The sequence below is a fragment of the Microbacterium sp. NPDC087665 genome (assembly GCF_044743285.1).
Taxonomy (GTDB): Bacteria; Actinomycetota; Actinomycetes; order Actinomycetales; family Microbacteriaceae; genus Microbacterium.
In genome coordinates this window covers 449,481-476,004 of sequence record NZ_JBIUWD010000003.1, presented here as the reverse complement: position 1 = coordinate 476,004, position 26,524 = coordinate 449,481, and the positions used below count along the sequence as shown (strand labels likewise).

Here is a 26,524-nt window from a genome sequence, read left to right as displayed (position 1 = left end):
GACTTAAATAACCTCCGGCGCGAGCGAGACGATCTTCATGAACTTCTTGTCGCGAAGCTCACGACCGACCGGTCCGAAGATACGGGTGCCGCGGGGCTCCCCGTCGTTCTTCAGGATGACGGCGGCGTTCTCGTCGAACTTGATGTACGAGCCGTCGGGACGGCGCGTGGACTTGACGGTACGGACGATGACCGCCTTGACGACGTCGCCCTTCTTGACGTTGCCACCCGGGATCGCGTCCTTGACGGTCGCGACGATGGTGTCGCCCACGCCGGCGTACCGGCGCTTCGATCCACCGAGGACACGGATCGTGAGCAGCTCCTTGGCGCCGGTGTTGTCGGCGACCTTGAGGCGGGACTCCTGCTGAATCACTTGGCCTTCTCCAGAATCTCCACCAGACGCCAGCGCTTCGTGGCGCTCAGCGGGCGGGTCTCGTTGATGAGGACGAGGTCGCCGATGCCGGCGGAGTTCGTCTCATCGTGAGCCTTGACCTTCGAGGTGCGGCGGATGACCTTGCCGTAAAGCGGGTGCTTCACGCGGTCCTCGACCTCGACCACGATGGTCTTGTCCATCTTGTCGCTGACGACATAGCCACGACGCGACTTGCGGTAGCCACGGGCATCCGCATCGCGGACGTCGTGCGAGACGACCTCAGCCTCGACGGCAGCTTCCTTCTTGGTGGCCATCACTCAGCCTTCCCTTCGGCGTCGTCCGAGGTTTCCTCGGTCTTCTTCGCCTTCGACTTGGTCGCCTTCTTGGCCGGAACCTCGACCGGAGCGGGCGTCGCACGGATGCCCAGCTCGCGTTCGCGGATCACGGTGTAGAGACGCGCGATGTCGCGCTTGACGGCGCGGATGCGGCCGTGGCTCTCCAGCTGGCCGGTGGCCGACTGGAAACGGAGGTTGAACAGCTCCTCCTTGGCCTTACGCAGCTCCTCAACGAGGCGCTGGTCTTCGAACGTGTCGAGCTCTGCCGGAGCGAGCTCCTTGGTGCCGATCGCCATTACGCGTCGCCCTCCTCGCGCTTGATGATGCGTGCCTTGAGCGGCAGCTTGTGAATTGCTCGGGTCAGTGCTTCACGAGCGAGTTCCTCGTTGACACCGGCGACCTCGAAGAGGACGCGGCCCGGCTTGACGTTGGCGACCCACCACTCGGGGGAACCCTTACCGGAACCCATGCGGGTTTCGGCCGGCTTCTTCGTGAGCGGACGGTCAGGGTAGATGTTGATCCACACCTTTCCACCACGCTTGATGTGACGGGTCATCGCGATACGGGCGGACTCGATCTGACGGTTCGTCACGTAAGCCGGCGTGAGCGCCTGGATACCGAATTCACCGAAGGAGACCTTCGTGCCACCGGTAGCCTGACCCGAACGACCCGGGTGGTGCTGCTTGCGGAACTTGACTTTGCGGGGAATAAGCATCAGGCAGACGCTCCTTCTGCGACGGGGGCCTCGTTACGAGGGGCACGACGACGGTCGCCACCGCGGTCATCGCGACCGCGGGACTTGGGCGCGTTTGCCTGCTCGCGAGCGAGTTCCTTGTTGGTGAGGTCGCCCTTGTAGATCCAGACCTTCACGCCGATACGGCCGAAGGTGGTCTTGGCCTCGTAGAAGCCGTAGTCGATGTTCGCACGAAGGGTGTGCAGCGGCACACGGCCCTCGCGGTAGAACTCCGACCGGCTCATCTCCGCGCCGCCGAGGCGGCCGGAGACCTGGATGCGGATGCCCTTGGCACCAGCGCGCTGAGCGCCCTGCATGCCCTTGCGCATCGCACGACGGAACGCCACGCGAGCAGAGAGCTGCTCGGCGACACCCTGTGCGACGAGCTGAGCGTCAGCCTCGGGGTTCTTGACCTCGAGGATGTTGAGCTGGATCTGCTTGCCGCTCAGCTTCTCGAGGTCGCCGCGGATGCGCTCGGCCTCGGCGCCACGACGACCGATCACGATGCCCGGACGGGCGGTGTGGATGTCGACGCGGACGCGGTCACGGGTGCGCTCGATCTCGATGTTCGAGACGCCGGCACGGTCGAGCTGCGTCTGCAGCAGACGACGGATCTTGATGTCCTCGGCGACGTAGTCGGCGTAACGCTGACCGGCCTTCGTCGAGTCCGAGAACCAGCGCGACACGTGGTCCGTGGTGATGCCGAGACGGAAGCCGTACGGGTTTACCTTCTGTCCCATTACTTGCTCGCCTTCTTGTTGCTGTCACCGGTCGCGGCCGGAGCCGCCTCCGGCGTCGAGAGCACGACCGTGATGTGGCTCGTGCGCTTCTTGATCTGGAAAGCGCGACCCTGTGCACGGGGGCGGAAACGCTTGAGCGTCGTGCCCTCATCCACGTACGCGTTAGCCACGTACAGATCCTGCTCGTCGAGGTATTCGCCGTCACGATCCGCCTTGACCTGCGCATTGGCCATGGCCGATGCAACAAGCTTGTAGATCGGCTCACTGGCGCTCTGTGCCGCGAACTTCAAGATCGCGAGAGCTTCCTGGGCCTGCTTGCCCTTGATGAGCGCGACGACACGACGAGCCTTCTGAGGGGTCACGCGGATGTGTCGCACGCGTGCGATGGACTCCACCATTTCTCTCTCCTCTATCGCCCCCGCGTCAGCGGCGGCGGCCCTTCTTGTCGTCCTTCTCATGGCCGCGGAAGGTGCGGGTGGGCGCGAACTCGCCCAGCTTGTGGCCGACCATCGACTCGGACACAAACACAGGGATGTGCTTGCGACCGTCGTGGACCGCGATCGTGTGACCCAGCATGGCCGGGATGATCATGGACCGGCGGGACCAGGTCTTGATGACGTTCTTGGTGCCGGCTTCGTTCTGCACGACCACCTTGCGAAGCAGGTGATCGTCGACGAAGGGGCCCTTCTTAAGACTGCGAGGCATCTTCTCTTACTCCTACTTACGCTTCTTGCCGGCGTTACGACGACGCACGATGTACTTGTCGCTTTCCTTGTTGGCGTGACGGGTACGACCCTCAGCCTGGCCCCACGGGGAGACGGGGTGACGACCACCAGAGGTCTTACCCTCACCACCACCGTGCGGGTGATCGACCGGGTTCATGGCGACACCACGCACGGTCGGGCGAACGCCCTTCCAGCGCATACGGCCGGCCTTTCCCCAGTTGATGTTCGACTGCTCGGCGTTGCCGACCTCGCCGATGGTCGCGCGGCAGCGCGCATCGACGTTGCGGATCTCGCCCGAGGGCAGACGCAGCTGGGCGAAGTTGCCATCCTTGGCGACCAGGCGCACGGATGCACCGGCCGAACGCGCCATCTTCGCGCCGCCACCGGGGCGGAGCTCGATCGCGTGGATGATCGTACCCGTGGGGATGTTCTTCAGCGGGAGGTTGTTGCCCGGCTTGATGTCGGCCCCGGCACCCGACTCGACGACGTCGCCCTGCTTCAGCTTCGCCGGAGCGAGGATGTAGCGCTTCTCACCGTCGAAGTAGTGCAGGAGCGCGATGCGAGCCGTGCGGTTGGGGTCGTACTCGATGTGAGCGACGCGGGCGTCGACGCCGTCCTTGTCATTGCGACGGAAGTCGATGACGCGGTACTGGCGCTTGTGGCCACCACCGATGTGACGGGTCGTGATGCGGCCCTGGTTGTTACGACCACCGGTCTTCGAGAGCGGGCGCAGCAGCGACTTCTCCGGCGTCGATCGAGTGATCTCGGCGAAGTCAGCCACCGACGAGCCGCGGCGGCCCGGGGTCGTGGGCTTGTACTTGCGAATTGCCATGATTGTCCTTATCCCCCGGATCAGCCGATTGCCGTGAAGATGTCGATGGTGCCCGACTTCAGGGTCACGATGGCGCGCTTGGTGTCCTTGCGCTTTCCCGTGCCGAAGCGGGTGCGGCGAGCCTTGCCGACGCGGTTGAGCGTGTTGACGGACGCGACCTTGACGCCGAAGATCTTCTCGATGGCGAGCTTGACCTCGGTCTTCGAAGCGCGCGGGTCGACGAGGAAGGTGTACTTGCCTTCATCGATGAGACTGTAGCTCTTCTCGGACACGACCGGCTTCAGGATGATGTCGCGCGGGTCCTTGTTCAGGGCCGTCTGGAGAACAGATGCCTGCTCGCTCATGCGGAGACCTCCTGGTTGGCGCCGGACTTGGAGGCGATGAAGCCTTCGATCGCGGCCTGGGTGAAGACGATGTCGTCGGAGACGAGCACGTCGTAGGCGTTGAGCTGGTCGAACGTCAGCACGTGGAGGTTGTCCAGGTTGCGGATGCTCTTCAGCGTCACGTCGTCGTTGCGCTCGATGACCACGAGCACGTTCTTCGACGAGGCGACGGTGGCCAGGAAGCTCACCGCGGTCTTGGTCGAAGGCGCACCGTTGATCCCGAAGGACTCGATGACGTGGATGCGGTCGCCCCGGAAGCGGTCGCTCAGTGCGCCCAGCAGGGCGGCGGCGATCATCTTCTTGGGGGTGCGCTGCGAGTAGTCGCGCGGCTTCGGGCCGTGGACGATGCCACCACCGGTCATGTGCGGCGCGCGGATCGAGCCCTGACGGGCGTTACCCGTGCCCTTCTGCTTGAAGGGCTTGCGGCCGGCACCGGAGACCTCACCGCGACGCTTGGTCGAGTGCGTTCCCTGGCGTGCCGCGGCGAGCTGCGCGACGACGACCTGGTGGATGAGCGGAATGTTCGTCTTGACGTCGAACAGCGCGGCGGGAAGCTCGATCGAGCCAGCCTTCTTGCCGTCTGCCTTGAGGACGTCGAGCGCGAGAGTCGAGTCAGCCATGATCAGGCACCCTTCACTGCGTTGCGGACGTAGACGATGCGGCCGCGAGCACCGGGGACGGCGCCCTTGACGAGCAGCAGACCCTTCTCGATGTCGATGGCGTGCACCGTGAGGTTGAGGACGGTCACGCGCTCGCCACCCATACGGCCGGCCATGCGCATGCCCTTGAAGACGCGGCTCGGGGTCGACGATGCGCCGATGGAGCCGGGCTTGCGGTGGTTGCGGTGCGAACCGTGGGATGCCGAGACGCCCTTGAAGTTGTGGCGCTTCATGACACCCGCGGTGCCCTTGCCCTTGCTCGTTCCGACGACGTCGACGAGCTGTCCGGCGTCGAACGTGCCGTCGACGGTGAGCTCCTGACCGAGTGAGTAGTCAGCAGCATCCGCCGTGCGGATCTCGGTGACGTGGCGGCGCGGCGTGACGCCGGCTGCCTCGAAGTGAGCCGTGAGGGGCTTGTTCACCTTGCGCGGGTCGATCTGGCCGTACGCGATCTGAACGGCGTTGTAGCCGTCCTTCTCGGGGGTACGAACCTGCGTGACCACGTTGGGTGCGAGTTCGATGACGGTGACGGGAACGAGCTTGCCGCTCTCGTTCCACACCTGGGTCATACCGAGCTTCGTGCCCAGCATGCCCTTGGAAATCTTTGCGTTGATGTCAGCCATGTCGAACCTCAGAGCTTGATCTCGATGTTGACATCGGCCGGGAGGTCGAGACGCATCAGCGAGTCGACAGCCTTGGGCGTCGGGTCGACGATGTCGATCAGACGCTTGTGGGTGCGCATCTCGAAGTGCTCGCGGCTGTCCTTGTACTTGTGGGGCGACCGGATGACGCACACGACGTTCTTCTCGGTCGGAAGCGGCACGGGGCCGACGACGGTCGCGCCCGCACGGGTCACGGTGTCGACGATCTTGCGTGCCGACGAGTCGATGACCTCGTGGTCATACGACTTCAGGCGAATGCGGATTTTCTGTCCCGCCATTGTCTGCTCACTCTCTTTAAGCGTCTTACCGTCCTGGGCCGGATGACCCAGGGGCATTGGACGCACGTCGGCGCTGTTCGCGCCTCGGTACTCGAACGGCTCTTGCGAGTCCGATCTGCTGCACCACTGTTCTGCTGTCATTCCGCGTGCCTTTCGGCGAGCGGATCCCGATGACTGCCGCGCACGGCAGAACCCTCATGATGAAGGCGTCGGGGGTGTGTCCTGCTACCCGCGGCCTAGAACCCTGCATCCCCCAGGAGGAGACGCCGCCTATGCACTGCCCTGGTAGTGATCCGGCGCACGCTGAGCGCACCGAAATGTCGAACCTGTCTATTCTGCCATGGGGGATTTCACTTCTGCAAACCCGGGCGTGTCGCGCTCGTCGCGAGGGCCGGACGGCGGTGGTTTCCGCCGGTCAGATGCGAGAAGAGAACGGGGCGAGGCATCCCCATGCCTCGCCCCGTTCGGGGAGGGCGTTCAGTGCGAGGGGGCACACCGAACGCGAGGAATCCGGCGTGAAGGGACGCCGAGATCCTCGATCGAGGGCGCGGCGAAGACTCCGCCGCGCGGGCGGGGTGACGAGGGCACGCAGAGTGTGCGCACGTCGCAAGATGATCCCCAAGATCGCATTCCCCAGTATGAACGCGGACGAACCGCGTGGATTCGGGAGATCGGACCCCTCCGACTCCCCGACCGCACTATCCCCAGGGCGGCCGTGACCAGTCTACGCACGGGGACGCATCCGCGCGAGGGTCGGGGCGGTATATAACGTACGACGCAGAAGGGCGGCGACCCATCCGAAGATGAGCCGCCGCCCGGGGAGTTGCGCGAGGGCCTACTCGTTGCCGATGGACTTGTCCGCGCTGTCGCGGATCTCATCGATCTTCTCCGAAGCTCCGGGTGCGATCTTCTTGGCGAAGTCCGCCACCCCGTCGAGGACCTTGTCGCTGATGTCTTCGGCCTGGTCGCTCTTGACGGCCTCAGCGATCTTGTCCTTGTTCTGCTCCAGGAAGTCCTTGCCCTTGTTCACGGCGTCTCCGACAGTGTTCTCGATGCCCATGTAGGCCCCCTTAGGTATGCGATGTGCGCTCGTGGCAACCAGCGCCCCCTCATTCTGCACGCAAGACCGCCCCGGCGGAAGATGCAGTGCGCGTAGTGACACGGAGCGACGCGAAAGGGGGCGGTCGCGGACGACCACCCCCCTTCTGCGCGTTCGCGTGCTACTCGATGACGGCACCGACACGGCGGCGCGCGGCGACGAACAGGCCGCCCGACAGCATCAGCAGCAACGCCATCAGCATCAGGCCCCACGTCACCTCGGCACCGGTGGTCGCGAGCGGATCGGCGGCCGCGACGGTGACCGTCGCATCGGCCGTGAGCTGCGCGTCTTCGGTCTGCTCGGTCGGCGACTCGACCGTGACGACGTTCGTCACCGTCGGGTACGCCGCCTCGGCGATATTCACCTTCAGCGTCAGCGTGAGCTGCTCGTCGAGAGCCAGGCCCTCGGCCAGCGTCCACGTGACAACGCGGCCGTCGACGCGCACGTCGTCGTCGGGCGAGCCGGCGAACGACAGCCCCTCGGGAAGAGCATCCGTCACCGTGACGGGACCGGGGTCGGCCGTCGGGCCGTCGTTGCGGACGACGATCTCGTACGTGCCGACCTTGCCGACCTGGAACGCACCGACCGCGGTCTTGGTGACGACGAGGGCCGACATCGGCGGAACCGTCACGGCATCCTCGACGTGGTTGTCGTCGGGGTTGCGGTCGGGGTGCTCCTCGGTGACCTCGCCCGCCGTGACGTCGGCGACGTTGACCACCTCGGAGTAGGCGGAGACCAGTACCCGAGTGGTCACGACCAGGGGCGTCGCGGTCTCGCCCGGCGCGAGCGCCGACGCGTAGCGGGCGACGATGCGCGTACCCGACTCGGCGTCTTCGGCGTCGACCGGCTCCACCGAGTCGATCGTCCAGCCCTCGCCGACCTCGTCACCGGGGACCGTGACGACCTCGAGCCCGGCGGGCACGGTGTCGGTCACGACGACGTCCGTCGCTTCCGAGGGTCCGGCGTTGCGGACCTCGAGCGTGAACGGAAGCTCGTCGCCGATGCGCACGGCATCCCTGTCGTGGGTCTTCGTGATCGAGAGGTCCACCTCGCGGGCGACCGTGAGGTCGGCGGTGTCGCTGTCGTTCTCCGGGTTCGAGTCGGGCGTCTCCGACGACACGATCGCCGAGTTCGTGAGCACCGAGTCGTGGGACACGGCCGGGTCGATCGACACCTCGAACTCGATCGCCGGTGCCGCGACACCGCTGCCGAGACCCGCGTCCTCCGGACGGAGGGTGAAGGTCACCGATTGCGGGTCGGCGTCATCGGCATCCGCCGTCCAGGCATCCGACGAGCCGTCGACGAGGCCGACGAAGCGGATGCCCGCGGGCAGCGTGTCGACGACCGTGATCGGACCGACCGCATCGCTGGTGCCGAGGTTCTCGACCTCGATGCGGTAGCGGGCGGCTTCACCGGCGACCGCGGTGGAGATCTCCTCCCCCTCGGCGTCGACGGCCGTCTTCACCAGCTGCAGGTCGGCATCGGTCGTGACGTCGATCGCGGCGTCATCGCTGTCGGAGTGCGGCGAGGTGCTGCGGCTGTCGGTCCACGACAGGTTCGCCGTGTTGGTCAGCTCGGTTCCCGTCGGCACCGCCGAGGCGATGAGGGCGACGACCGTGATCGTGCTCTCCCCCAGCGGGTGCGCGGCGCGGAGGCAGGTCTCCGCCTCGTCGTCGCACGTCCAGCCGGCGCCCGAGATCGAGACCGCGGAGAGGCCGTCGGGCAGCACATCCGCGACGGAGGCGTCGGCGACCGACGGTCCCTCGTTGGTCACGGTGAGCGTGTACGACACCTCGGTGCCCGCGATCCACGGACCGTCGGCGACGGTCTTGTCGATCGTCAGCTCGGCGAGGGTGACGATGTCGACCGCTGCCTCACTGTGGTTGTTGGTCGGGTCGGAATCCTCCGGTCCGCTCACATCCGAGGTGTTGACCAGGCGCTGCGGACGCACGTCGGGTGCGACGGCCGCCGTGACCTCGATCACGATCGTGTCACCCGCGGCGAGCGTCTCCTCGTCGGTCAGCGCCGCCCAGGCGAGCGCACGACCGGCGTCGGTGACGACGGGTTCGGCCGCTTCCGCACCGGTTCCCGCGATGTCGATCGTCGACGACACGTACGTCATGCCGGCGGGAAGCCGGTCGGACACGTCGATCGGAGCACTCGAGATGCTGGGGCCGTTGTTCGTGACCGTCAGGCGGAACCGCGTCTGCGTACCGGCCGTGACCTCGGGCTCGTCGACGGGCGCACCGTCTTCGTCGATCGCCTGCTTGACGATCGAGAGATCGGCCACACGGTCGGAGTCCGTCGTGTCGGAGTCACTCGGCTCGTTGGTCGAGTTGTCGGCCGAAGCGATCACGCGGTTGACGATGACCGAGCCCGGCGCGAGCGCGGAGTCGATCGTGTAGGTCACGATGAACGACCGCGTGTTCGAGCCCGACGCCGAGGAGAGCGTGCCGGCCACGGAGAACGTGTCATCCGCTTCCGGGCCCGCGGTGCGGGTCCAGGTGCCGTTCTCGTTCCGCATGGAGGCGTACGCGAGCATCGCCGGCACCTTGTCGGTGATCGTGACGTTCTGGGCATCCGCCGGACCGTTGTTCGTGACGATCACCCGGTAGCTGACCGTCTCGCCCGCCACGGTGGCGGGCAGAGCCGAGCCGTACTGCGAGGCATCCTTCCACACGCCGTCATCGAGCACGACGCGCGTCTTGGTGACCGCGAGCGTCGTGTCGACACCCGGCGTCACCGCGACGGAGCCCTCGTTGTTGGTCGTCACGGGGTCGGTCGTCGCGCCCGGCGTGACGGTGGCCGTGTTCACGATGTCTCCACCGGTCCACGACGAGTCGACGATGCCGGAGAGCGACAGGTCCTGAGCGGGCCCGACCGCGAGCTGCGTGCCCGTGTACGTCCACGTGATCGTGTCGCCGGCCGCGGCGGGCCAGCCGTCGGATGCCGCGACGGTCCACGCCGTGAGACCCGCGGACGGGTCCTGCACGCCGCTGATCCCGGCAGGGATCGTGTCGGTGACCGTGATCTTGTCGTCATCGGTCGCGACGGAGACGGACGGACCGTTGTTGCGCACCTTGATGCTCCACGTGATCGGACGACCCGCGTTCACCTCGGTGGTGTTCACGGACTTCTCGATCGCCAGATCCGCCGCGCTCGAGATCGGCTTCGACACCGTGGCGGTGTTGTCCTTCTCGATGTCGGCGGGACGCTCGAAGGTGCGGCCGGTGACGCTGGCCGTGTTCTTCGCCGTGCCCGTCGCCGGGGACTGGATGGTGACGTCGGCGACCAGCACGATGCGGTCGGTGCCGTCGGCCTTGAGCGTGCGCGCCCGGTCTCCCACCACGAACGGGTCGGATGCCGTGCCCGCGCCGGACAGGGTGAGAACGGTGCCGTTGGCGTCGCCCGCATTCGCGAAGTACTTGGCCGTGAACGACCCCGTCGTGACGCCGGCGGGCAACTCCGTCGTGTCGACGATGCGGAACGGACCCTTCGCCGCATCCGGCCCATGGTTGGTGACCGTGATGCGCCACTGCGGCTGCGTGTACGCGGCGCGACCGGCCTCAGCCGGGCGAGCGGTATCGCCTGCAGTCCACGCCTTCTGCGCGTCGCCGCCGATCGCTTCCTTCTCGATCGTCAAGTCGGCACGGGCGATGTTCGCGTTCGCCTGCGCATCGGGACCGGCGTATGCCGCCGTCGCGTTGCGGGTGGCACCGGTCGTGTCGGTCGCGGAACCCGCGACCGTGTTGCTGTGGTCGATCGTGAGACCCGCGCCCGCGTCGGTGACGGCATCGGCGAGAGGCTTCGACGAGAAGGTGACGAGCACCGTGCGCTGAGCATCCGTCGTACCCGTGGTGCCGGGCAGCAGGGACTGGCCCGTGGCCGAACCGATCGTCCACGTCACGGTCTGGCGTGCGCCGGACCGACCCAGCACTGGCGGCTCGGGAGCCGCCAGGGTCTGGCCACCGACGCTGATGGTCGGGGCCACCGCGGAGTCGTACTCCCAGTTCAGCGGGAGCGTGTCGGTGAGCGTGACGGTCTGCGCGGATCCCGTGCCCGTGTTGCGGGCCTGCAGGGTCCACGAGAACGCCTCGCCGACGAACGCCTCGGTGCCATCAGTCACGCGCTTCGCGAGCACGACGTTCGGGAAGAGCGGCGTGACGGTGGCATTGGCCGTCGTCGCGGGGATGATCGCTCCCCCGCCGGGACGCCTTCCCACACCCGGCTGGTACGTCCAGCCGTCGCTCGCCGCCGACGAGTACTGCGGGATGGCGACGTCGTTGCGCAGACCCGCGGCGCGCAGGCCCGAGGAGGCGACGAAGGTCGCCTGGTAGACGAAGTCCTGCGTGTTCGCGTTCGCGACGTTGCTCAGGGGTCCGGTCACCGTCCAGGTGATGGTGCCGCCGCGCCCTTCCTTCAGGGCCGTCTCGTCGGAGAAGGTCGCGGAGTCGAACACCGACTGGTCGGTGTCGATGCGGATCCCCGCGTCGACCCGATCGGTCACGACAACGCCGTACGCCGGGGCGTTGCCGCCGTTCGTCGCACGCACACGGTAGGTGAAGGACTGATCCGGGTTGCCCGTCTTCGTGGCGGCGTACGTCGTGTCGGCGGCGCCCGTGAGCTTGACCTGCTTCGCGATCGTGACGTTCGGGTTCAGGATCGTGACGTTCACGCTCGACGTCGGCGTCTTGCGATCCGCCGGAACGGTCGAGCCGTTCACCGAACTCCACGCGAAGGTGCCCGTGTTGGTCGGGACGGCCGCGACGACGCTGTTGGTGATGCGTGCCTGGAACGTCACCGTGATCGTGCGCTCGGCGTTCCACGCCAGAACGTCGTCAGAATCGATGCGCCACGTCAGCGTGCCGTTGCTCAGGGTCGGCGCACTGATCGTCGGCGCGCTGGGGTCGTTCTTCCAGTCGGCGACCTCGGTGTGCGGGCCGGTCGGCAGGTACTCGACGCCGGCGGGCAGCTTGTCGGTCAGCACGACATCGTAGAAGTTCGTGCTGGCGGGCAGCGTGGTCTTGAGCGTGTAGGTCACCGTCTCGCCGACTGCGGCGGACCCGGGGCTGACGGTCTTCAGGATGGATGCCTCGGGCATCGTAACCGTGGCATTCGCGGTGCGCGTGTACACCCCGCGGCGGTCGGCCGTATCGGTGTCGGTGCCGAGCGCGAGCGGGAGGGTGTACCCCTTCAGCTCGGCGCGGTTGACGAACGACGAACCGCCGCCGGCCTGGGCTTGGATCTTGCCCGTGTACGTCAGGGTCGGAGCGCCGGTCGGGCCGGTGCCCTGGATGACGGGGATGGTCCACTCGATGAGGGTGCCGGTGCCGGAGCCCGGCTGGATGACGTTTCCCGTGCCGATCGCGCAGCCGCCATCGAGGATGCGGGCGGTGGTGCCGGCCGAAGGAGTCAGTTCGCTCGGCGTGATCTCGCGCGGGACGCAGTCCAGCACGACCGTGTCGTACATCGCCACACGATTCGCGCCGTTGCTCGCGGTGAGCGTGTACTTCACGGTGCCGTCTGCGGCGACCTTCTGCGAGGAGGTCGTTTTGGTCAGCGCCGGAGCGGGCTCGATGAACTGCACCTGGGCGGTCGCCGTGCGGGACAGTCGCGTACCCGTCGTCGAGTTGGGGTCGAGGAAGGTCGCCGTCGCCGTGTTGGTGAGGTCCGTGCCGTCGGCGATCTGAGGGATGTTCGAGGCCGCGGCGTCATCGCGGTCCTTCACCCACGCTGAGATCTGCACGCGGAACGTCTGCGGTTCGTTCGTCCTGTTCGTGTACGAGCTCGGGAAGGTGAGGATGCCGTGCGTGTTGGTCGCATCGTCGGTCTCGTCGGTGCGGAATCCGTCCGCCTCGTCGGCGGGTTCGATCGGGTTGTCATCCGGGTCGAAGAACTTCGCGCTGCCGTCGACGTACTGATAGGTCACCGGCGCGCCGCCGGTGGTCAGCGAACCGTTGTCGGACAGCACGGCCCCGCGGATGGTGGTGCGTGCGGGGATCGTGAGCGAGTACTCGAACGTCGCGTGCTCGCCCTGAACGATCTGCGACGCGGTGTTGCGCGCTCCCGGCAGATCGACCTCGCCGAACGGCGTGCCCGTGGTCGGCCCCACCTCGGTCGAGATGAGCTTCTTAGCGACGGTGACGTCGGGCAGGTGCACTTCGGCGCTGCCGACGGTGTCGATGTCGGATGCGGCGACCTCGCCCGCCTGCGGTGTGCGGTTCGTGAGCTGCTGCCCACCGGCCTCCGCCTGCGGCACGACGGTCGTGGTCTCGGTCGCGGAGTTCTCGATGCCGTAGCTGACGATGCCGGCGTCGTTGACGTAGCTCTGGGTGAGCTGCGCGGCGGCGCCGCCGCCGGCCACGCCGGAGGGAACCGTGAGCGTGTAGCCCAAAGTGAAGCCGCGCACGGTCTCGTTCGTGTTCACGGCCGCGGCGGTCGAACCGGCGACAGAGGCACGGATGGTCCAGGCGACGACCGACCGACCGGAGAGGCCTGCGGACAGAGCGATTCCCTGCGGCAGAGTGTCGCCGGCGTCGTAGACCACGGCATCCATGTCGTCGGCGTCGATCGCCGTCGTCTGGGGCGTGGCGCCGCCGTCGTAGAGATCGGCGGTGAAGCCGCCCACATCGGCCTTCTTGACGCCGACGGGCAGCACATCCCACACGACGTAGTCGGTGGTCGGGTTCTGCGGAGCCTTCACGTCGATGCGGTAGGCGACCTTGTCGCCCTGCACGACCTGGCGCCCGGTCTCCTCGGACCCGAAGGCCGAGCCCACGGGCGTGCCGTTGATCGAACGGATGCCCTTGGTGAGGGTCGAGCCCCAGTCGAGATCGATGCCGGCGTCGTCCCGACGGAACGAGACCTCGCCCTTGACGTTGATCTGCTGGTACTTGGCCTGGTTCTTGGGACTGTCGACCTCGTCGCGCGAGGCGGACTGCGCCTGCACCTCGCCGCGGATGTACACGGTCACCGTGCTGCCGGCCGGCATGAACCGGTGCGCACTCGTGCCACGGTTCTTCGAGCCGAACTCCCACGTGAGCGAGTTGGCCGTCGTCGCGGGGTTCGGGATGAACGCCGTCGGGAAGCCCTCGGATCCGTACGCGACCGGCGTCGTCGTCGACTGCACGCCCGGGAGGCCGGTGTAGCCGTAGAGCACCTCGCGCAGTTCGACGCCCTCGGGCAGATAGTCGGTGAGCTCAGCATTGCGCGTGTCGATTCCCGGAGCGAAGGGGACCACGAGGCGGTACCAGACCGTGTCGCCGGGAGAGAACGCCTGCGTGGCATCCTTCACCCAGGAGTCGCCGGCGGGCGTGAATTCACTCCCGCGCTCGAGGACGGTCTTCGTGAGCTTCGTATCCCCGGATCCGATCGTGGCGCTCGAATCATCCGACACGTAGCGGGTACCGCCCACTCGTTCGAGCAAAGCAGGATCCGAGGCGATCGCCGTGATGGGCTCGGTCTGCGCCGTCACGGTCACCGTGTTGAGGAAGCTGTCACCGGAGCTCGTTCCGCCACCCGCGCCGGTGTAGTTCGGGCGCTGCATCGCGGAGTACTGCGCGGTGAGCGAGCCCTTGGCCGCGATGTCGTCGACAGCGAAGACCACGGTGTACGAGCCTGCGGTACGGTTGTAGTCCATCGAGACGATGGTGAGCTCGGGCGAGAGCACCGCGCCCTCGACGGTCGCAGGGTAGTTGCAGACCGCGCCGGCGATCTCGGAGTTCCACTGCTGCTGCGTGACGGAGGCGCCGTTGATCATCAGCTTCGTGCCGGGCTGCTCGACGGGGAAGGCCGGGCACAGTCCGTTGGGGATGACATCGGTGAGAAGGATGTTGCTGGCATCCACGTACTCACTGACGTCGACCTGCACCGAGTAGGTCGCGACCGACCCGGTCGTGAAGATCGTGCTGGAATCGACGCTCTTCAGCACACGCACGTCGACGGCTTCGATCTCCTCGTCGTCACGGTCGGAGCTCGCGCGAAGCGACTCGTCGTTGGCGAAGACCGGCCCCTGGTAGGTGCCGACGGCCGAGGCAACGTTGCGCATCGTCTGAGCGGTGGCCGGGGCATCCGCGTTGCCATGCCGAGTCGACGCACCGGTGTTGTTGTCGAGGTTCGCCGCCTGCGCGCCACTCTCGGGCGTCGGTGCGGAGCCCTGCGGCCACATCGCGTTGGCGAAGAGGGGCACCACTGCGCGGTACTGCAGGGTGCGCGTCTCGTTCGCGGCGAGATCGCCGAGCGGCCAGGTGACCTTCGTGTAGACACCCGCTCCGGACAGACCGAGAGCGAGGGCCTGCGCCTCGGAGAGCGAGACCGTCTCAACGGTCTCGCCGCTGGTCGTACCGCCGGCGAGACGAGGAGCGGTCGGGTATTCGGCTCCGGGAGCCGAATTGTCGGCTGTCGTTCCCGATCCGAGGTACTCGAGACCCGCGGGCAGGTAGTCCGTGACCGTCACGCCGAGCGTCGCCGCCCGCGTGGTGTTCTGCACCTTGACCGTGTACACGGTGGGCTCGCCGTGCGCGCCGCGCAGTCGTTCCATCTCGGCGCTCGGCTCGGATTTGGTGATCCGCAGCGCCTTCACCGGCACATCGTCCTGCTCAGAGGCGGGAGCCGAGGTGTGGTCGCCGGTGCGCGCGACGCTCGGCGAGCCGTCGAATGTCGGGAGCTTCGTGGGATCGTCGCTCGTGAATGCACGGATCGAGAACCCGATCTTGCTGCCGACGGGGTACACGTCGGCAGCAGGAGAGATCGTGATGGGCGAGGAGACGGTGGCGCCCTGAGGAAGGTCGTTGACGTTCGACCACACCCAGACCTGCTGCCCGGCGGGGACGGCGCAGAGGAACGGCTGCGGGGAGCCCGCGGGTGCCGCGACGAGTCCCATGTCTGCACAGGTCGGAGTGGTGGTCTGCGCGGTGCGGGTGCGGTTGGGAAGCACCTGACCCTCGGTGAAGACGGTGGGTGCGCCGAAGGCGCCGCCCCCGGCGAAGGTCACGGATGCCGGGACGATGGCCATCAGGCTGAGGTTGAACTGCTTGCCGCCGTCGGGGTTGGAGACCGACACGTCGAACGCGACGTCCTCGCCGGCGAGCACGAAGTCCTTGCCCGCTCCGGACGGATCGCCGTTCTGCACCGAGAGCGTCGGCGCCCATTCGGCTGCGGTCGCCATCTGAGCCGTGATACCGACGGCGAGACCGCCGGTGATCAGGGAGACGATGGCGGCGATGGCCGTCAGTCTCCGGGCACGCCGATTGTTCTTGAGCGCGATTGAGCGCATTGTGCTTCTCCCCTTTACCCCGCGCACCACTCCCCGATGCGCAGGCATCCCCCTCAAACACGCAGGCGCGCTGTGACCAGCGATTCGGAGAAGCTTCGGGTTTCTCTGAATCGCTGCAGCGACGATCCGACATAGGGCTCGGACACGCACCTGCGGTGCTGCGAATGCTCCACAGCAGGTTTCACCTTATCCAACACTTCATGTTTTATTCAAGACCATATATTCGAGGAGCATCCGTCTACGCGGAAAGATCGTACGGGGGCACGACAAAGGGGCCGGACCCGAAGGTCCGACCCCTTTGCGAGGAAGCAGATGCTTACTTGATGATCTTCGTGACCGTACCAGCGCCGACGGTGCGTCCACCCTCACGGATGGCGAAGCCGAGGCCCTCTTCCATGGCGATCGGCTGGATCAGCGCGACCGTCATGTCGGTGGTGTCACCAGGCATGACCATCTCGGTGCCCTCGGGCAGCGAGATGACGCCGGTGACGTCGGTGGTGCGGAAGTAGAACTGCGGGCGGTAGTTCGTGTAGAACGGGTTGTGACGGCCACCCTCGTCCTTGGAGAGGATGTACGCGGTGCCCTCGAAGTCGGTGTGCGGCGTAACCGAACCCGGCTTGACGACGACCTGGCCGCGCTCAACGTCTTCACGCTTGAGACCACGGAGCAGGAGACCACAGTTCTCGCCGGCCCATGCCTCGTCGAGCTGCTTGTGGAACATCTCGATACCCGTGACCGTGGTCTTCTGCGTCGGGCGGATGCCGACGATCTCGACCTCGGAGTTGATGGCCAGGGTGCCACGCTCGGCGCGACCCGTGACGACCGTTCCACGGCCGGTGATGGTGAAGACGTCCTCGACGGGCATGAGGAACGGCTTGTCCTTGTCGCGCACCGGGTCGGGAACGTTCGAGTCGACGGCCTCCATGAGGTCGAGGATCGACTGGACCCACTTCTCGTCGCCCTCGAGGGCCTTGAGAGCGGAGACGCGGACGACAGGAGCGTCCTCAGCGAAGCCCTGCGAGGCGAGCAGCTCGGAGACCTCGAGCTCGACGAGCTCCAGGATCTCCTCGTCGTCGACCATGTCGCTCTTGTTCAGCGCGACGAGCAGGTACGGAACGCCGACCTGCTTGGCGAGCAGGACGTGCTCGCGGGTCTGAGCCATCGGACCGTCAGTGGCGGCGACCACGAGGATCGCACCGTCCATCTGAGCGGCGCCGGTGATCATGTTCTTGATGTAGTCGGCGTGACCGGGAGCATCGACGTGAGCGTAGTGACGCTTCGGGGTCTCGTACTCGACGTGCGAGATGTTGATCGTGATGCCGCGCTGACGCTCTTCAGGAGCGGAGTCGATCGACGCGAAGTCGCGCTGGACGTTGGTCGCCGACGGGTACTTGTCAGCAAGAACCTTGGAGATCGCTGCGGTGAGCGTGGTCTTGCCGTGGTCAACGTGACCGATCGTACCGATGTTGACGTGCGGCTTGGTGCGCTCGAACTTGGCCTTAGCCACTGGGTCCTCCTCAGGACGTTCGTGTAGAGGATGCCGGGCACTGGATTGTGACCGGTTCTCTACGGGTGTGAATCTCAGTTTAGTAGAGAGGGAATGTGAAGTTGTAAGAGGCCTGGGTGCCCCGGGTGCGTCGCTGGGCTCAGCAACCCGGGGAACCCAGAAAGGGCTTACTCGCCCTTGGTCTTCTGGACGATCTCGTCGGCGACGGCCCGGGGGACCTCCGCGTAGGAGTGGAACTCCATCGAGTAGACGGCGCGACCCGAGGTCTTCGAGCGCAGGTCACCGATGTATCCGAACATCTCGGACAGCGGGACGTGTGCACGGACGACCTTGACGCCGGCAGCGTCTTCCATCGACTGGATCTGACCACGACGCGAGTTCAGGTCACCGATGACGTCACCCATGTACTCCTCAGGAGTACGCACCTCGACCGCCATCAGCGGCTCGAGGAGAACGGGGTTGGCCCGACGGAGAGCTTCCTTCATGCCCATGGATCCAGCGATCTTGAACGCCATCTCCGAGGAGTCGACGTCGTGCGCCGCACCATCGACGATGGTCGCCTTGACACCCACGATGGGGTAGCCGGCGAGCACGCCGACGTTCATCGAGTCCTGGAAACCAGCATCGATCGAGCCGATGTACTCACGAGGGATGCGACCACCGGTGACGGCGTTCACGAACTCGTAGGTCTTCTCGCCGTCGAGGTCGAGGGGCTCGATGTTGAACTGGATCTTCGCGAACTGACCCGATCCACCCGTCTGCTTCTTGTGCGTGTAGTCGTGCTTCTCGACGCCCTTGCGGATCGTCTCGCGGTACGCGACCTGCGGCTTGCCGACGTTGGCCTCGACGTTGAACTCGCGCTTCATGCGGTCGACGAGGATGTCGAGGTGCAGCTCGCCCATGCCCTTGATGGTCGTCTGACCGGTCTCGGGGTTGAGCTCCGTGCGGAAGGTCGGGTCCTCTTCAGCGAGCTTCTGGATGGCGACACCCAGCTTCTCCTGGTCGGCCTTGGTCTTCGGCTCGATGGCGACCTCGATCACCGGCTCCGGGAACGTCATCGACTCGAGGACGACCGGCGACGTCGGGTCGGTCAGGGTGTCACCGGTGGTGGTGTCCTTCAGGCCGATGACCGCGTAGATGTTGCCGGCGGTGACCGCGGGGACCGGGATCTCCTTGTTGGCGTGCATCTGGAAGATCTTCCCGATGCGCTCCTTCTTGCCCTTGGTCGAGTTGATGACCGCCGAACCCGACTCGAGCTGGCCCGAGTAGACGCGGATGTAGGTGAGGCGACCGAAGAACGGGTGCACCGCGACCTTGAACGCGAGAGCCGCGAAGGGGTCGTTCGCGTCGGGGTGACGCTCGATGATCGTGTCGTAGTCCTTGGGGTCGTGCGCCTCGATGGAACCCACGTCGAGCGGGTTCGGCAGGTAGTCGACGACCGCGTCGAGCATCGGCTGGACGCCGCGGTTCTTGAACGCGGAGCCGCACAGCACGGGGTAGATCTCGGAGGCGACGGTCAGCTTGCGGATCGCACCCTTGATCTCGGCGACGGTGAGCTCTTCGCCACCGAAGAACTTCTCGAGGAGAGCGTCGTCGGTCTCGGCGACGGTCTCGAGGAGCTGCTGACGGTACTCGTCTGCCTTCTCCTTGAGGTCGGCGGGAATCTCCTGGACCTCGTACGAGGCACCCATGGTGACGTCACCCTTGGAGTCACCGGCCCAGACCAGCGCACGCATCTCGACCAGGTCGATGACACCGACGAAGTCGTTCTCGGCACCGATCGGAAGCTGGATGACCAGCGGCTTCGCGCCCAGGCGGTTGATGATCGTGTCGACCGTGAAGTAGAAGTCGGCGCCGAGCTTGTCCATCTTGTTGACGAAGCAGATGCGCGGGACGTTGTACTTGTCGGCCTGACGCCAGACGGTCTCGGACTGGGGCTCGACGCCCTCCTTGCCGTCGAAGACGGCGACAGCACCGTCGAGGACGCGGAGCGAGCGCTCCACCTCGACCGTGAAGTCCACGTGACCGGGGGTGTCGATGATGTTGATCTGGTTCTTGTTCCAGTAGCAGGTCACGGCGGCAGACGTGATCGTGATGCCGCGCTCCTTCTCCTGCTCCATCCAGTCGGTCGTCGACGCACCATCGTGCGTCTCGCCCAGCTTGTGGTTGACACCCGTGTAGAACAGGATGCGCTCCGTCGTGGTGGTCTTGCCAGCATCGATGTGCGCCATGATGCCGATGTTGCGGACCTTGCTCAGGTCGGTGAGCACGTCTTGTGCCACGGGGGTGTCCTTTTCTTTCTGGCAGTCGTACTGCGAAGAGGGGGGTGCCCGCCCCCGACCGGGAGCCGGGGGCGGGCGAAGCTGTTTACCAGCGGTAGTGAGCGAACGCGCGGTTCGACTCGGCCATCTTGTGCGTGTCTTCGCGGCGCTTGACCGCGGCGCCCAGGCCGTTCGATGCGTCGAGGATCTCGTTCTGCAGACGCTCGGTCATCGTCTTCTCACGACGACCCTTGGCGTAGCTGACGAGCCAGCGCAGCGCGAGAGTGTTCGCACGGTGCGGCTTGACTTCGATCGGCACCTGGTAGGTCGAACCGCCGACGCGGCGGCTGCGGACCTCGAGGGTCGGGCGCACGTTGTCGAGCGCCTTCTTCAGGGTGGCGACGGCATCCTGACCGTTCTTCGCCTCGACGCCGCTGAGGGCACCGTAGACGATCGACTCGGCCAGCGACTTCTTGCCGTCGACGAGGATCTTGTTCACCAGCGAGGTGACGATCGGAGCGCCGTATACCGGGTCGTTGACGACGGGGCGCTTAGGGGCGGGACCCTTACGAGGCATCTAACTCAACCCTTCTTCGCGCCGTAGCGGGAACGAGCCTGCTTACGGTTCTTGACAGCCTGGGTGTCCAGGGCGCCGCGGACGATCTTGTAACGCACACCGGGGAGGTCCTTCACACGACCGCCACGGACGAGCACCAGGGAGTGCTCCTGCAGGTTGTGACCCTCACCGGGGATGTACGCGGTGACCTCGGCGCCGTTGCGCAGCTTCACACGAGCGACCTTGCGCATCGCCGAGTTCGGCTTCTTCGGGGTGGTGGTGTAGACGCGGGTGCATACCCCGGCCTGCTGCGGGTTCGACTTCAGGGCGGGCGTCTTGGTCTTGGTGACCTTCGGCGAGCGACCCTTGCGAACCAACTGCTGAATGGTTGGCACGTTCTCTCCTCATAGTGCTGCACGGTGACAGCGTGATGGGTTTCACATCATGCCCCACCGGCACGCCGGAATCGACGCGCTTTTGGTGTGGTGGGTATGCCGTGGGGGCGGACCGGCCATGGGGCCGGCGCCCAGCGCACACGTCGAGACGTGCACACACCTGATCAAGTGTAATGCCGCGTAACGTGACGGTCAAATGGGCGTCGGATGCTACGACAGGTCCGGATCGAAGGGCGAGTCCAGCGACTGCGTGAGTTCGGCGAGCAGCGCCTCGATCTGCGGCTCGACATGCTGCGAGATCGCCGCCTGGATGTAGATGCGGTGGCGCAGCAGCAGACCGCAGATCTCGCGGCCGACCATGTTCGCGTACTCGTCGGCGAGGGCGACCTCCTGGCGCAGCGCCACTTTGGCCTCGTCGCTCAGCGGCGGCAGCGGTGGCAGCGACGCGGTCGCGTCGTCGGCCAGCTCGGCGATCGTGAAGAGGAATGGCGCCCCGGGAACGGGATCGGGGTCGAGCGGGAGCCCGTCGAACTCCGGATCGAGGTTCTCGGCCGGCCGATAGCTGCGCGCCCTGTTGCGGGCCGTCTGCTGGTCGAGCTCGCGCTGCAGCATGGGGAGGTTGCGGGCCGTGTACTCGGCGACGGCATGATCGACGATGGTCTTGAGACGGGTCGACAGCCCGTGCTGCACCCCGTGCGGAACGTTCGCGCCGATGCCCGCCGCGGAGAGCAAGGGCGACCCCAGGCAACGGCGGCAGGGCGCGACCCGACCGCGGTGGGTGGCCGGCTCCCAGCGCGGCACCCAGCGCAACCAGGCCTCGACGGCCTGGTCGACCTGCGTCTCCAATGAGCGCTCCACCCCTTCAGGGTACGCGTGCGGGCGCCCGCCTCAGCGGCTATCCGACCGCACCGGCGCGTCACTCCTCGTCGTCGCGCTCCCAGGGCCATTGCGGATGCTGTGCGCGGGTGCGCCGCAGGGCGATCCCACTCCACGCTCCGATCGCGGCGGCGAGCAGCATCACGGCGCTCGCTCCCCCGCGCACCAGGTCACCGGCGACGGCCGTCGAGATCACCAGATCGCTCGTGCCGACGAGCACGCCGACCCAGACGGCGACGAGGTGGGCGAGCGCGGTCGCCACGGCGATCACGACGGCCGACCAGAACGACGGATGCTCCCGCCGCACGGTGAGCCAGAGCAGGAGGGCGAAGGTGACGACGGCGACGAGCATCCCTCCGACGCCGGGCAGCGGGCCCAGGCCCGGGATGGCGATGAGGTCGGAATCGGTGAGCACGCTCACTCCGCCGAGCCCGAAGACCGCGAGAGCGAAGAAGCCGACCGTCGAGAGGACCACGGCCAGGACAGGCGAAACCCCCGCGGACTCGGGTCCGCGGGGGTTGGGCGTGGTGGCGTTCGTGATTACCTCGACAGCGTCGGGCCGGCCTCGAGCGTGCGCTCGTACTCGCGCTGCGCCTCGAGGTTGAGTTCGGTCTTGCGCGCGCCGCTGCGGGCGACCCAGGCGCCGAACCAGATGGTCAGCTCGCGAGCGAACACGAATGCGGCGATGGCAAGGGGTGCGAGCAGTTGCTCGCCGACGAGCTCGCGGCCCGTGGAGGCGCTGATCTCCCAGAACGGCGCCGCGAAGAGCTGCCCGAGGATGTGACCGCCGTAGGCGATGACGCCGACGATGATGCCGAACACGACCCAGAGCCCCCAGCGGCCGCGGTTGATGACGGCGCCGAGCAGCCAGAAGCCGAGGAAGAACACCACGACCGGAGTCCAGAAGCCGGCGGTCGTCAGCGGGGCGAGCAGTGCTTCGCCGATGTTCTCGCCCGTGACGTCGCCCGCGATCGCACCCAGACCGATCGTCGCCCCCAGGTACAGGATGGCGAAGGCGAGGGTCGCGAGCAGGCCGATCGCGCCCGCCGTGCCGCGGTTGCCGCGGTCACGGGGCGGCTCGGGAGCCTGCACGAAGATCGGCTGCGGGTGCACCGGCGCCGCGGCGGCGATGATGGCGGGCTCTGCCGGGACGATGGTGGTCTCGACGTTGTCGCTCGACGGCGCATAGGCGTCGTCGGCGAGCGAGTAGTCATCGGTATCGCGCACGACCGGCGCGGTGAAGGCGGTGGTGCTCTCGGCGTCGATGCGGGCGGCATCGGCTTTCGCATCGTCGATGATCACCGCGTCGACTCGAGCGGTCTCCGCCTCGTCGGCCGCGGAAGCGGCGGCGGGCGACGAGAAGACGCCGGGGTAGTCCTTCTCGGCGGCCTCGAAGGCGGCGAGGTCGGGGTCGACCGCGGGCGCGGCGGTGGGCTCTGCCGCGACGGGTACGTCAGCACCCGCGGCAGCGGCGGCGTCGAGACCAGCGTTCGCGCTGTCGACGACGTGATCGACGTCGTTCGGCTGCTCGGGCTGGGGGACCTCGGGGTCACTCATGGGGTGCGCCTCTCATCGGAAGTGTGCAGTGCGAGGTTACCTCTGCGCACCGACACCCTCCGGGAGGCGTGCCGACGTGTCGCCATTCGCCTGGATCACGCGGCAAGACGGCCCCCTGCGACTCAGGGAAGGATCGACCGCAGAGCGTCGCCGGCGAACGCGGCGAGCACCGGCATCATCGGCATCGAGAACCAGATCAACGCGCCGATGACCGCCGTGCAGATCACACCCGCGATCCAGCTCATCGCGAGGTTGCGTCCCCCCACTCGTGCCATGGCTCCACGCTACGACCGAAGACACCCCGGCCGTCGGAGCAACGCCGATCGGCGTGATGCGTGTCGCATCAGCGCGCCGTGCGCCCCCGCATCCGCCACAGCAGCCACAGCCCCGACAGCGGGATCAGCACGACTCCGAGGACCATCAGTCCGCTCCAGAACATGTCGTAGCCGGTGGGCACGAGCGGATTGTTCACGGCCTCGGCCGGGCCGGAACCACCGGAGCCGCCACTCGATTCGCCGCCCGTCTCGAAAGCGAGGAAGCCCATGCCCGAGACGAGGATGCCGGTGGTCACCGCGAGCACGAACGGGACGACGATCGCGATGACCTTCTCCCCCGTCTTCCACAGCGGACTGAGACTCACGAGCACGGCGCCGACGAACCAGCCGACCACGGGAACCACGAATCCCCCGATGCTCAGGGTGAGGGCGGCGGCGATCGCGAATCCTCGCGTCGTCGTCGAGGACGGCCGCGGGGCGACCGGCGCGGGGAGGGAAGGCGCCGCAGCGGGGTATGCACCGGAGGGCAGTTCCTCGCGCGCCCGCCGGGCGATCTCCGCGGGGTCTCCCAGCTGGGCGATGCGCGCGGCGACGCCGTCGGGGCCCAGCCCGTGGAACTCTTCGGCGATGCCGGAACGGATGTCGGCGGCGACGCCGTGCGGAAGATCGCGCATAGCGTCGTCGAGTCGGGCGAGGTACTCCTCGCGCGGGTCGGCGCTGAAGCTCTCGGTCATGGTCGCCCCTCTCCTGTGATGCCCGTGACGACACGGGCGAACGGTGCCCACTGCGCTCGGAAGCGCTCGAGCTGCTCGATTCCCACGTCGGTGAGGCGGTAGTACCTGCGCACCGGTCCGCTGCCGGACGGCTGGTCGAAGGTGCTCACCCACCCGTTGTCGCGGAGCCTGCCCAGCAGCGGATAGAGGGTGCCGATGCTCGCGATGAGTCCGGCGCCGGTCAGCTCTTCCGACAGCTGCCAGCCGTACATCGGCTCGCGCGCCAGGAGTCCGAGCACGCAGTACTCGACGACCCCCTTGCGCATCTGCGCTCCGATATCCGCTGTCATGCGTCACAAGGTAGCATGCGATGCAGGTGAGTCCCGGGCGAAGACCCGACAGGCTCGGTACACTCCCTGTATGGCTGACAGTTCCTTTGACATCGTCTCGAAAGTGGATCACCAAGAGGCCGAGAACGCCCTCAACCAGGCTCGGAAAGAGGTCGAGCAGCGCTACGACTTCAAGGGCACCGGCGCATCGATCGCCTGGAGCGGCGAGCAGATCCTGATCATCGCCAGCACCGAGGAGCGCGCGAAGGCAGTGCTCGATGTCTTCCAGACGAAGCTCATCAAGCGCGGCATCTCGTTGAAGAGCCTCGAGTCAGGCGACCCGTTCGCCAGCGGCAAGGAGTTCCGGATCGTCTCCACGCTCAAGGACGGCATCTCGTCGGAGAACGCGAAGAAGATCGGCAAGATCATCCGCGATGAGGGTCCCAAGGGCGTCAAGAGCCAGATCCAGGGCGACGAGCTTCGCGTGCAGTCCAAGAACCGCGACGACCTCCAGGCCGTGATCGCGCTCCTCAAGAACTCCGACCTCGACCTCGACCTCCAGTTCATCAACTACCGCTGAGCCGGCCCTCCGACATCATCTCGGTGTCCTCGGGCCCCGTAGGCCCGAGGACCCGGTAGAGCCTCAACCCACCCCCGGCGGTGAAACCGCCGCGCGTCAGGAGCTCTTGACGCAACTCGTCCGACGCCATGCCCGCAACGATCGATCCCGCCGGCAGCATTGCAATCCGTTCCAAGATCGCATCCACAAGGCCAGACGAAGTACCGGGAACCTGAGCCGACGCATCGAAACTCCACCGATCGCCGCGCGGAGTCTCCCGGCCGACGTCACTGAGCACGAAATCGGTCCCGGGCGAAAGCGCGAGGACGACGAAGCCGACCAACGACATCGCGATCCATCCGCCGACGATGATTTCCGAAAGAAGTGCGATGACCGGCGCGTAGAGCAAAAGCAGGGCGTAGGGGACCATGGCGCTCACGAGGCCGACCAAGAACCAGACGACCAGAAGCAACGCTGCTCGGCCCGTGCGATGGTAAAAGGCGAACGTGCCGTTCCGATCCGCCGTGAGATGCAGCTCACCCCGAGCCATGTAGATCGCGCCGAACGCGAAGAGTGCAGGCCACATGAGGGCCCGCCAGATGCGAACGGGGCCGGGGCTCGCTTCCCAAGCGAAGACGGTGGTCGACCGAGCCAGGTCTCTGAGATTTCGCACGCGCACGGCGCCACACTATCGCCCCGTGCTCCGGTGGACGGCTACGGGCCTTCGCCGACCCGATCCAGGTCGAACACCCATTCGTTGATCGTGAGCTCAGCCTCGCGGAACGTCTCGGTCGTCGTGCCGACGAGCTCGAACCCGGCACGACGGCACACGGCGTTCGAAGCGGGATTGTCGACCGCCGGGAACGCGACGAGCATCCGTCTGTCGCCCGCATGCCCTCGGGCGTCATCGAGGAGAAGCGCGAGCGCCCGCGCCGCCACGCGGTGCCCCTGCGCCTCGGGGAGCACGAACCACCCGGCCTCGAGGGCATCGTGCTCGCGCCAGCGCACCCGCCAGTACCCGATGGATCCGACCGGATGCTCCGCGGCCAGCACCACGAACATGCGCGCCTCGCCGCTCGCGTTCAGCCGCAGGTAGCGCTCGTGCCGGGCGACGAGCTGCTCTTCGGTCTCGGAACCGTTGAGGTGTGCCGTCATCGTGGGCGCGTTCGCGCGCTGCAGGAGCGGAAGGTCACCGGACCCCCACGGCCGAAGCGAGAGTGTGTCCATCGCGCCATGTTGCCAGACGGCGCCGACACTCCGACCGTTCGCACGACACGAATGGTCGGACCACCGGAGAGATCTTGGCACCGCGAACTCCAAGGTGCATGATGTAGTTTCCTCCCGGGAGCGAATGGGGCGTTTCCGGGGAGAAGTGAAGTACAACGGAATACAACTGGGGGTCAG

At 66.7% G+C, this 26,524-nt stretch carries 27 protein-coding genes; 1 reads left to right on the top strand and 26 read right to left on the bottom strand.

Features of this window, described 5'->3' with window-relative positions:
* Nucleotides 1-3 precede the first annotated feature (3 nt).
* The 24 genes from rplN to ACIOSY_RS08910 all read right to left on the bottom strand — a co-directional run bounded on the left by rplN (nucleotide 4) and on the right by ACIOSY_RS08910 (nucleotide 24,582).
* Entirely contained in the window at nucleotides 4-372 is a 369-nt protein-coding gene (gene rplN / locus ACIOSY_RS09025; RefSeq protein ID WP_045253838.1) for a 50S ribosomal protein L14, read from the bottom strand.
* A complete protein-coding gene (rpsQ, locus tag ACIOSY_RS09020; RefSeq protein ID WP_400852309.1) occupies nucleotides 369-686 on the bottom strand; it encodes a 30S ribosomal protein S17 in 318 nt (105 codons plus the stop codon). Before rpsQ ends, rplN begins: the two co-directional genes overlap by 4 nt.
* The gene (gene rpmC, locus ACIOSY_RS09015) at nucleotides 686-1,003 is read right to left on the bottom strand and encodes a 50S ribosomal protein L29 (RefSeq protein WP_400852306.1); all 318 of its coding nucleotides are present in this window, start codon (nucleotides 1,001-1,003) and stop codon (nucleotides 686-688) included. Before rpmC ends, rpsQ begins: the two co-directional genes overlap by 1 nt.
* Nucleotides 1,003-1,422: a 50S ribosomal protein L16 gene (gene rplP / locus ACIOSY_RS09010; protein ID WP_400852303.1), complete on the bottom strand. Its 420-nt coding sequence runs from the start codon at nucleotides 1,420-1,422 to the stop codon at nucleotides 1,003-1,005. Before rplP ends, rpmC begins: the two co-directional genes overlap by 1 nt.
* Nucleotides 1,422-2,180 (bottom strand): 30S ribosomal protein S3, encoded by a 759-nt coding sequence (gene rpsC, locus ACIOSY_RS09005; protein ID WP_400852300.1) that lies wholly within the window; start codon nucleotides 2,178-2,180, stop codon nucleotides 1,422-1,424. Before rpsC ends, rplP begins: the two co-directional genes overlap by 1 nt.
* Nucleotides 2,180-2,578, bottom strand: coding sequence for a 50S ribosomal protein L22 (gene rplV / locus ACIOSY_RS09000; RefSeq protein WP_400852297.1), 399 nt, complete (start codon nucleotides 2,576-2,578; stop codon nucleotides 2,180-2,182). Before rplV ends, rpsC begins: the two co-directional genes overlap by 1 nt.
* A 25-nt stretch (nucleotides 2,579-2,603) precedes the next feature.
* Nucleotides 2,604-2,885: a 30S ribosomal protein S19 gene (gene rpsS / locus ACIOSY_RS08995; protein ID WP_046013408.1), complete on the bottom strand. Its 282-nt coding sequence runs from the start codon at nucleotides 2,883-2,885 to the stop codon at nucleotides 2,604-2,606.
* A 12-nt stretch (nucleotides 2,886-2,897) separates the two neighbouring features.
* Nucleotides 2,898-3,737, bottom strand: a complete 840-nt coding sequence (rplB, locus tag ACIOSY_RS08990) for a 50S ribosomal protein L2 (RefSeq protein ID WP_400852293.1) — start codon at nucleotides 3,735-3,737, stop codon at nucleotides 2,898-2,900.
* Nucleotides 3,738-3,757: 20 nt separating this feature from the next.
* A complete protein-coding gene (gene rplW / locus ACIOSY_RS08985) occupies nucleotides 3,758-4,081 on the bottom strand; it encodes a 50S ribosomal protein L23 (RefSeq protein ID WP_314841139.1) in 324 nt (107 codons plus the stop codon).
* Nucleotides 4,078-4,740 (bottom strand): 50S ribosomal protein L4, encoded by a 663-nt coding sequence (rplD, locus tag ACIOSY_RS08980; protein WP_400852288.1) that lies wholly within the window; start codon nucleotides 4,738-4,740, stop codon nucleotides 4,078-4,080. The genes rplW and rplD overlap by 4 nt, the downstream gene beginning before the upstream one ends.
* A gap of 2 nt (nucleotides 4,741-4,742) precedes the next feature.
* The gene (rplC, locus tag ACIOSY_RS08975; protein ID WP_400852286.1) at nucleotides 4,743-5,402 is read right to left on the bottom strand and encodes a 50S ribosomal protein L3; all 660 of its coding nucleotides are present in this window, start codon (nucleotides 5,400-5,402) and stop codon (nucleotides 4,743-4,745) included.
* An 8-nt stretch (nucleotides 5,403-5,410) separates the two neighbouring features.
* Nucleotides 5,411-5,719 carry a 30S ribosomal protein S10 gene (rpsJ, locus tag ACIOSY_RS08970; RefSeq protein ID WP_030147986.1) on the bottom strand — a complete coding sequence of 103 codons (309 nt, stop codon included), beginning with the start codon at nucleotides 5,717-5,719 and terminating at the stop codon, nucleotides 5,411-5,413.
* A gap of 835 nt (nucleotides 5,720-6,554) precedes the next feature.
* The gene (locus ACIOSY_RS08965) at nucleotides 6,555-6,779 is read right to left on the bottom strand and encodes a hypothetical protein (RefSeq protein WP_400852281.1); all 225 of its coding nucleotides are present in this window, start codon (nucleotides 6,777-6,779) and stop codon (nucleotides 6,555-6,557) included.
* A gap of 160 nt (nucleotides 6,780-6,939) precedes the next feature.
* The gene (locus ACIOSY_RS08960; RefSeq protein ID WP_400852279.1) at nucleotides 6,940-16,092 is read right to left on the bottom strand and encodes an isopeptide-forming domain-containing fimbrial protein; all 9,153 of its coding nucleotides are present in this window, start codon (nucleotides 16,090-16,092) and stop codon (nucleotides 6,940-6,942) included.
* Nucleotides 16,093-16,408: 316 nt separating this feature from the next.
* Nucleotides 16,409-17,599, bottom strand: a complete 1,191-nt coding sequence (gene tuf / locus ACIOSY_RS08955) for an elongation factor Tu (protein ID WP_400852276.1) — start codon at nucleotides 17,597-17,599, stop codon at nucleotides 16,409-16,411.
* 167 nt (nucleotides 17,600-17,766) lie between these two features.
* Entirely contained in the window at nucleotides 17,767-19,881 is a 2,115-nt protein-coding gene (fusA, locus tag ACIOSY_RS08950) for an elongation factor G (RefSeq protein ID WP_400852273.1), read from the bottom strand.
* A gap of 85 nt (nucleotides 19,882-19,966) precedes the next feature.
* On the bottom strand, nucleotides 19,967-20,437 hold the full coding sequence (rpsG, locus tag ACIOSY_RS08945) for a 30S ribosomal protein S7 (protein WP_400852270.1): 471 nt from the start codon (nucleotides 20,435-20,437) through the stop codon (nucleotides 19,967-19,969).
* 5 nt (nucleotides 20,438-20,442) lie between these two features.
* Nucleotides 20,443-20,811, bottom strand: a complete 369-nt coding sequence (rpsL, locus tag ACIOSY_RS08940) for a 30S ribosomal protein S12 (protein ID WP_046013400.1) — start codon at nucleotides 20,809-20,811, stop codon at nucleotides 20,443-20,445.
* Between the two features lie 210 nt (nucleotides 20,812-21,021).
* Nucleotides 21,022-21,669, bottom strand: a complete 648-nt coding sequence (locus ACIOSY_RS08935) for a spermidine/putrescine ABC transporter substrate-binding protein (protein ID WP_400852267.1) — start codon at nucleotides 21,667-21,669, stop codon at nucleotides 21,022-21,024.
* A 58-nt stretch (nucleotides 21,670-21,727) separates the two neighbouring features.
* A complete protein-coding gene (locus ACIOSY_RS08930; RefSeq protein ID WP_400852264.1) occupies nucleotides 21,728-22,162 on the bottom strand; it encodes a hypothetical protein in 435 nt (144 codons plus the stop codon).
* A 65-nt stretch (nucleotides 22,163-22,227) separates the two neighbouring features.
* Nucleotides 22,228-23,244 carry an ABC transporter gene (locus tag ACIOSY_RS08925; RefSeq protein WP_400852261.1) on the bottom strand — a complete coding sequence of 339 codons (1,017 nt, stop codon included), beginning with the start codon at nucleotides 23,242-23,244 and terminating at the stop codon, nucleotides 22,228-22,230.
* Nucleotides 23,245-23,366: 122 nt separating this feature from the next.
* Entirely contained in the window at nucleotides 23,367-23,519 is a 153-nt protein-coding gene (locus ACIOSY_RS08920; protein WP_400852259.1) for a hypothetical protein, read from the bottom strand.
* Nucleotides 23,520-23,587: 68 nt separating this feature from the next.
* The gene (locus tag ACIOSY_RS08915) at nucleotides 23,588-24,253 is read right to left on the bottom strand and encodes an HAAS signaling domain-containing protein (protein WP_400852256.1); all 666 of its coding nucleotides are present in this window, start codon (nucleotides 24,251-24,253) and stop codon (nucleotides 23,588-23,590) included.
* A complete protein-coding gene (locus ACIOSY_RS08910; RefSeq protein ID WP_400852253.1) occupies nucleotides 24,250-24,582 on the bottom strand; it encodes a PadR family transcriptional regulator in 333 nt (110 codons plus the stop codon). Before ACIOSY_RS08910 ends, ACIOSY_RS08915 begins: the two co-directional genes overlap by 4 nt.
* A gap of 70 nt (nucleotides 24,583-24,652) precedes the next feature.
* Between ACIOSY_RS08910 and ACIOSY_RS08905 the strand changes: the two genes are divergently transcribed.
* Nucleotides 24,653-25,141 carry a YajQ family cyclic di-GMP-binding protein gene (locus tag ACIOSY_RS08905; RefSeq protein ID WP_400852250.1) on the top strand — a complete coding sequence of 163 codons (489 nt, stop codon included), beginning with the start codon at nucleotides 24,653-24,655 and terminating at the stop codon, nucleotides 25,139-25,141.
* Here ACIOSY_RS08905 and ACIOSY_RS08900 read toward each other — a convergent pair.
* Together ACIOSY_RS08900 and ACIOSY_RS08895 are read right to left on the bottom strand one after the other, a co-directional pair.
* Complete coding sequence (locus tag ACIOSY_RS08900) at nucleotides 25,128-25,799, bottom strand: hypothetical protein (protein ID WP_400852247.1); 672 nt, start codon at nucleotides 25,797-25,799, stop codon at nucleotides 25,128-25,130. The genes ACIOSY_RS08905 and ACIOSY_RS08900 overlap by 14 nt on opposite strands.
* Nucleotides 25,800-25,834: 35 nt before the next feature.
* Nucleotides 25,835-26,347, bottom strand: a complete 513-nt coding sequence (locus ACIOSY_RS08895) for a GNAT family N-acetyltransferase (RefSeq protein WP_400852244.1) — start codon at nucleotides 26,345-26,347, stop codon at nucleotides 25,835-25,837.
* Between the last annotated feature and the right edge of the window lie 177 nt (nucleotides 26,348-26,524).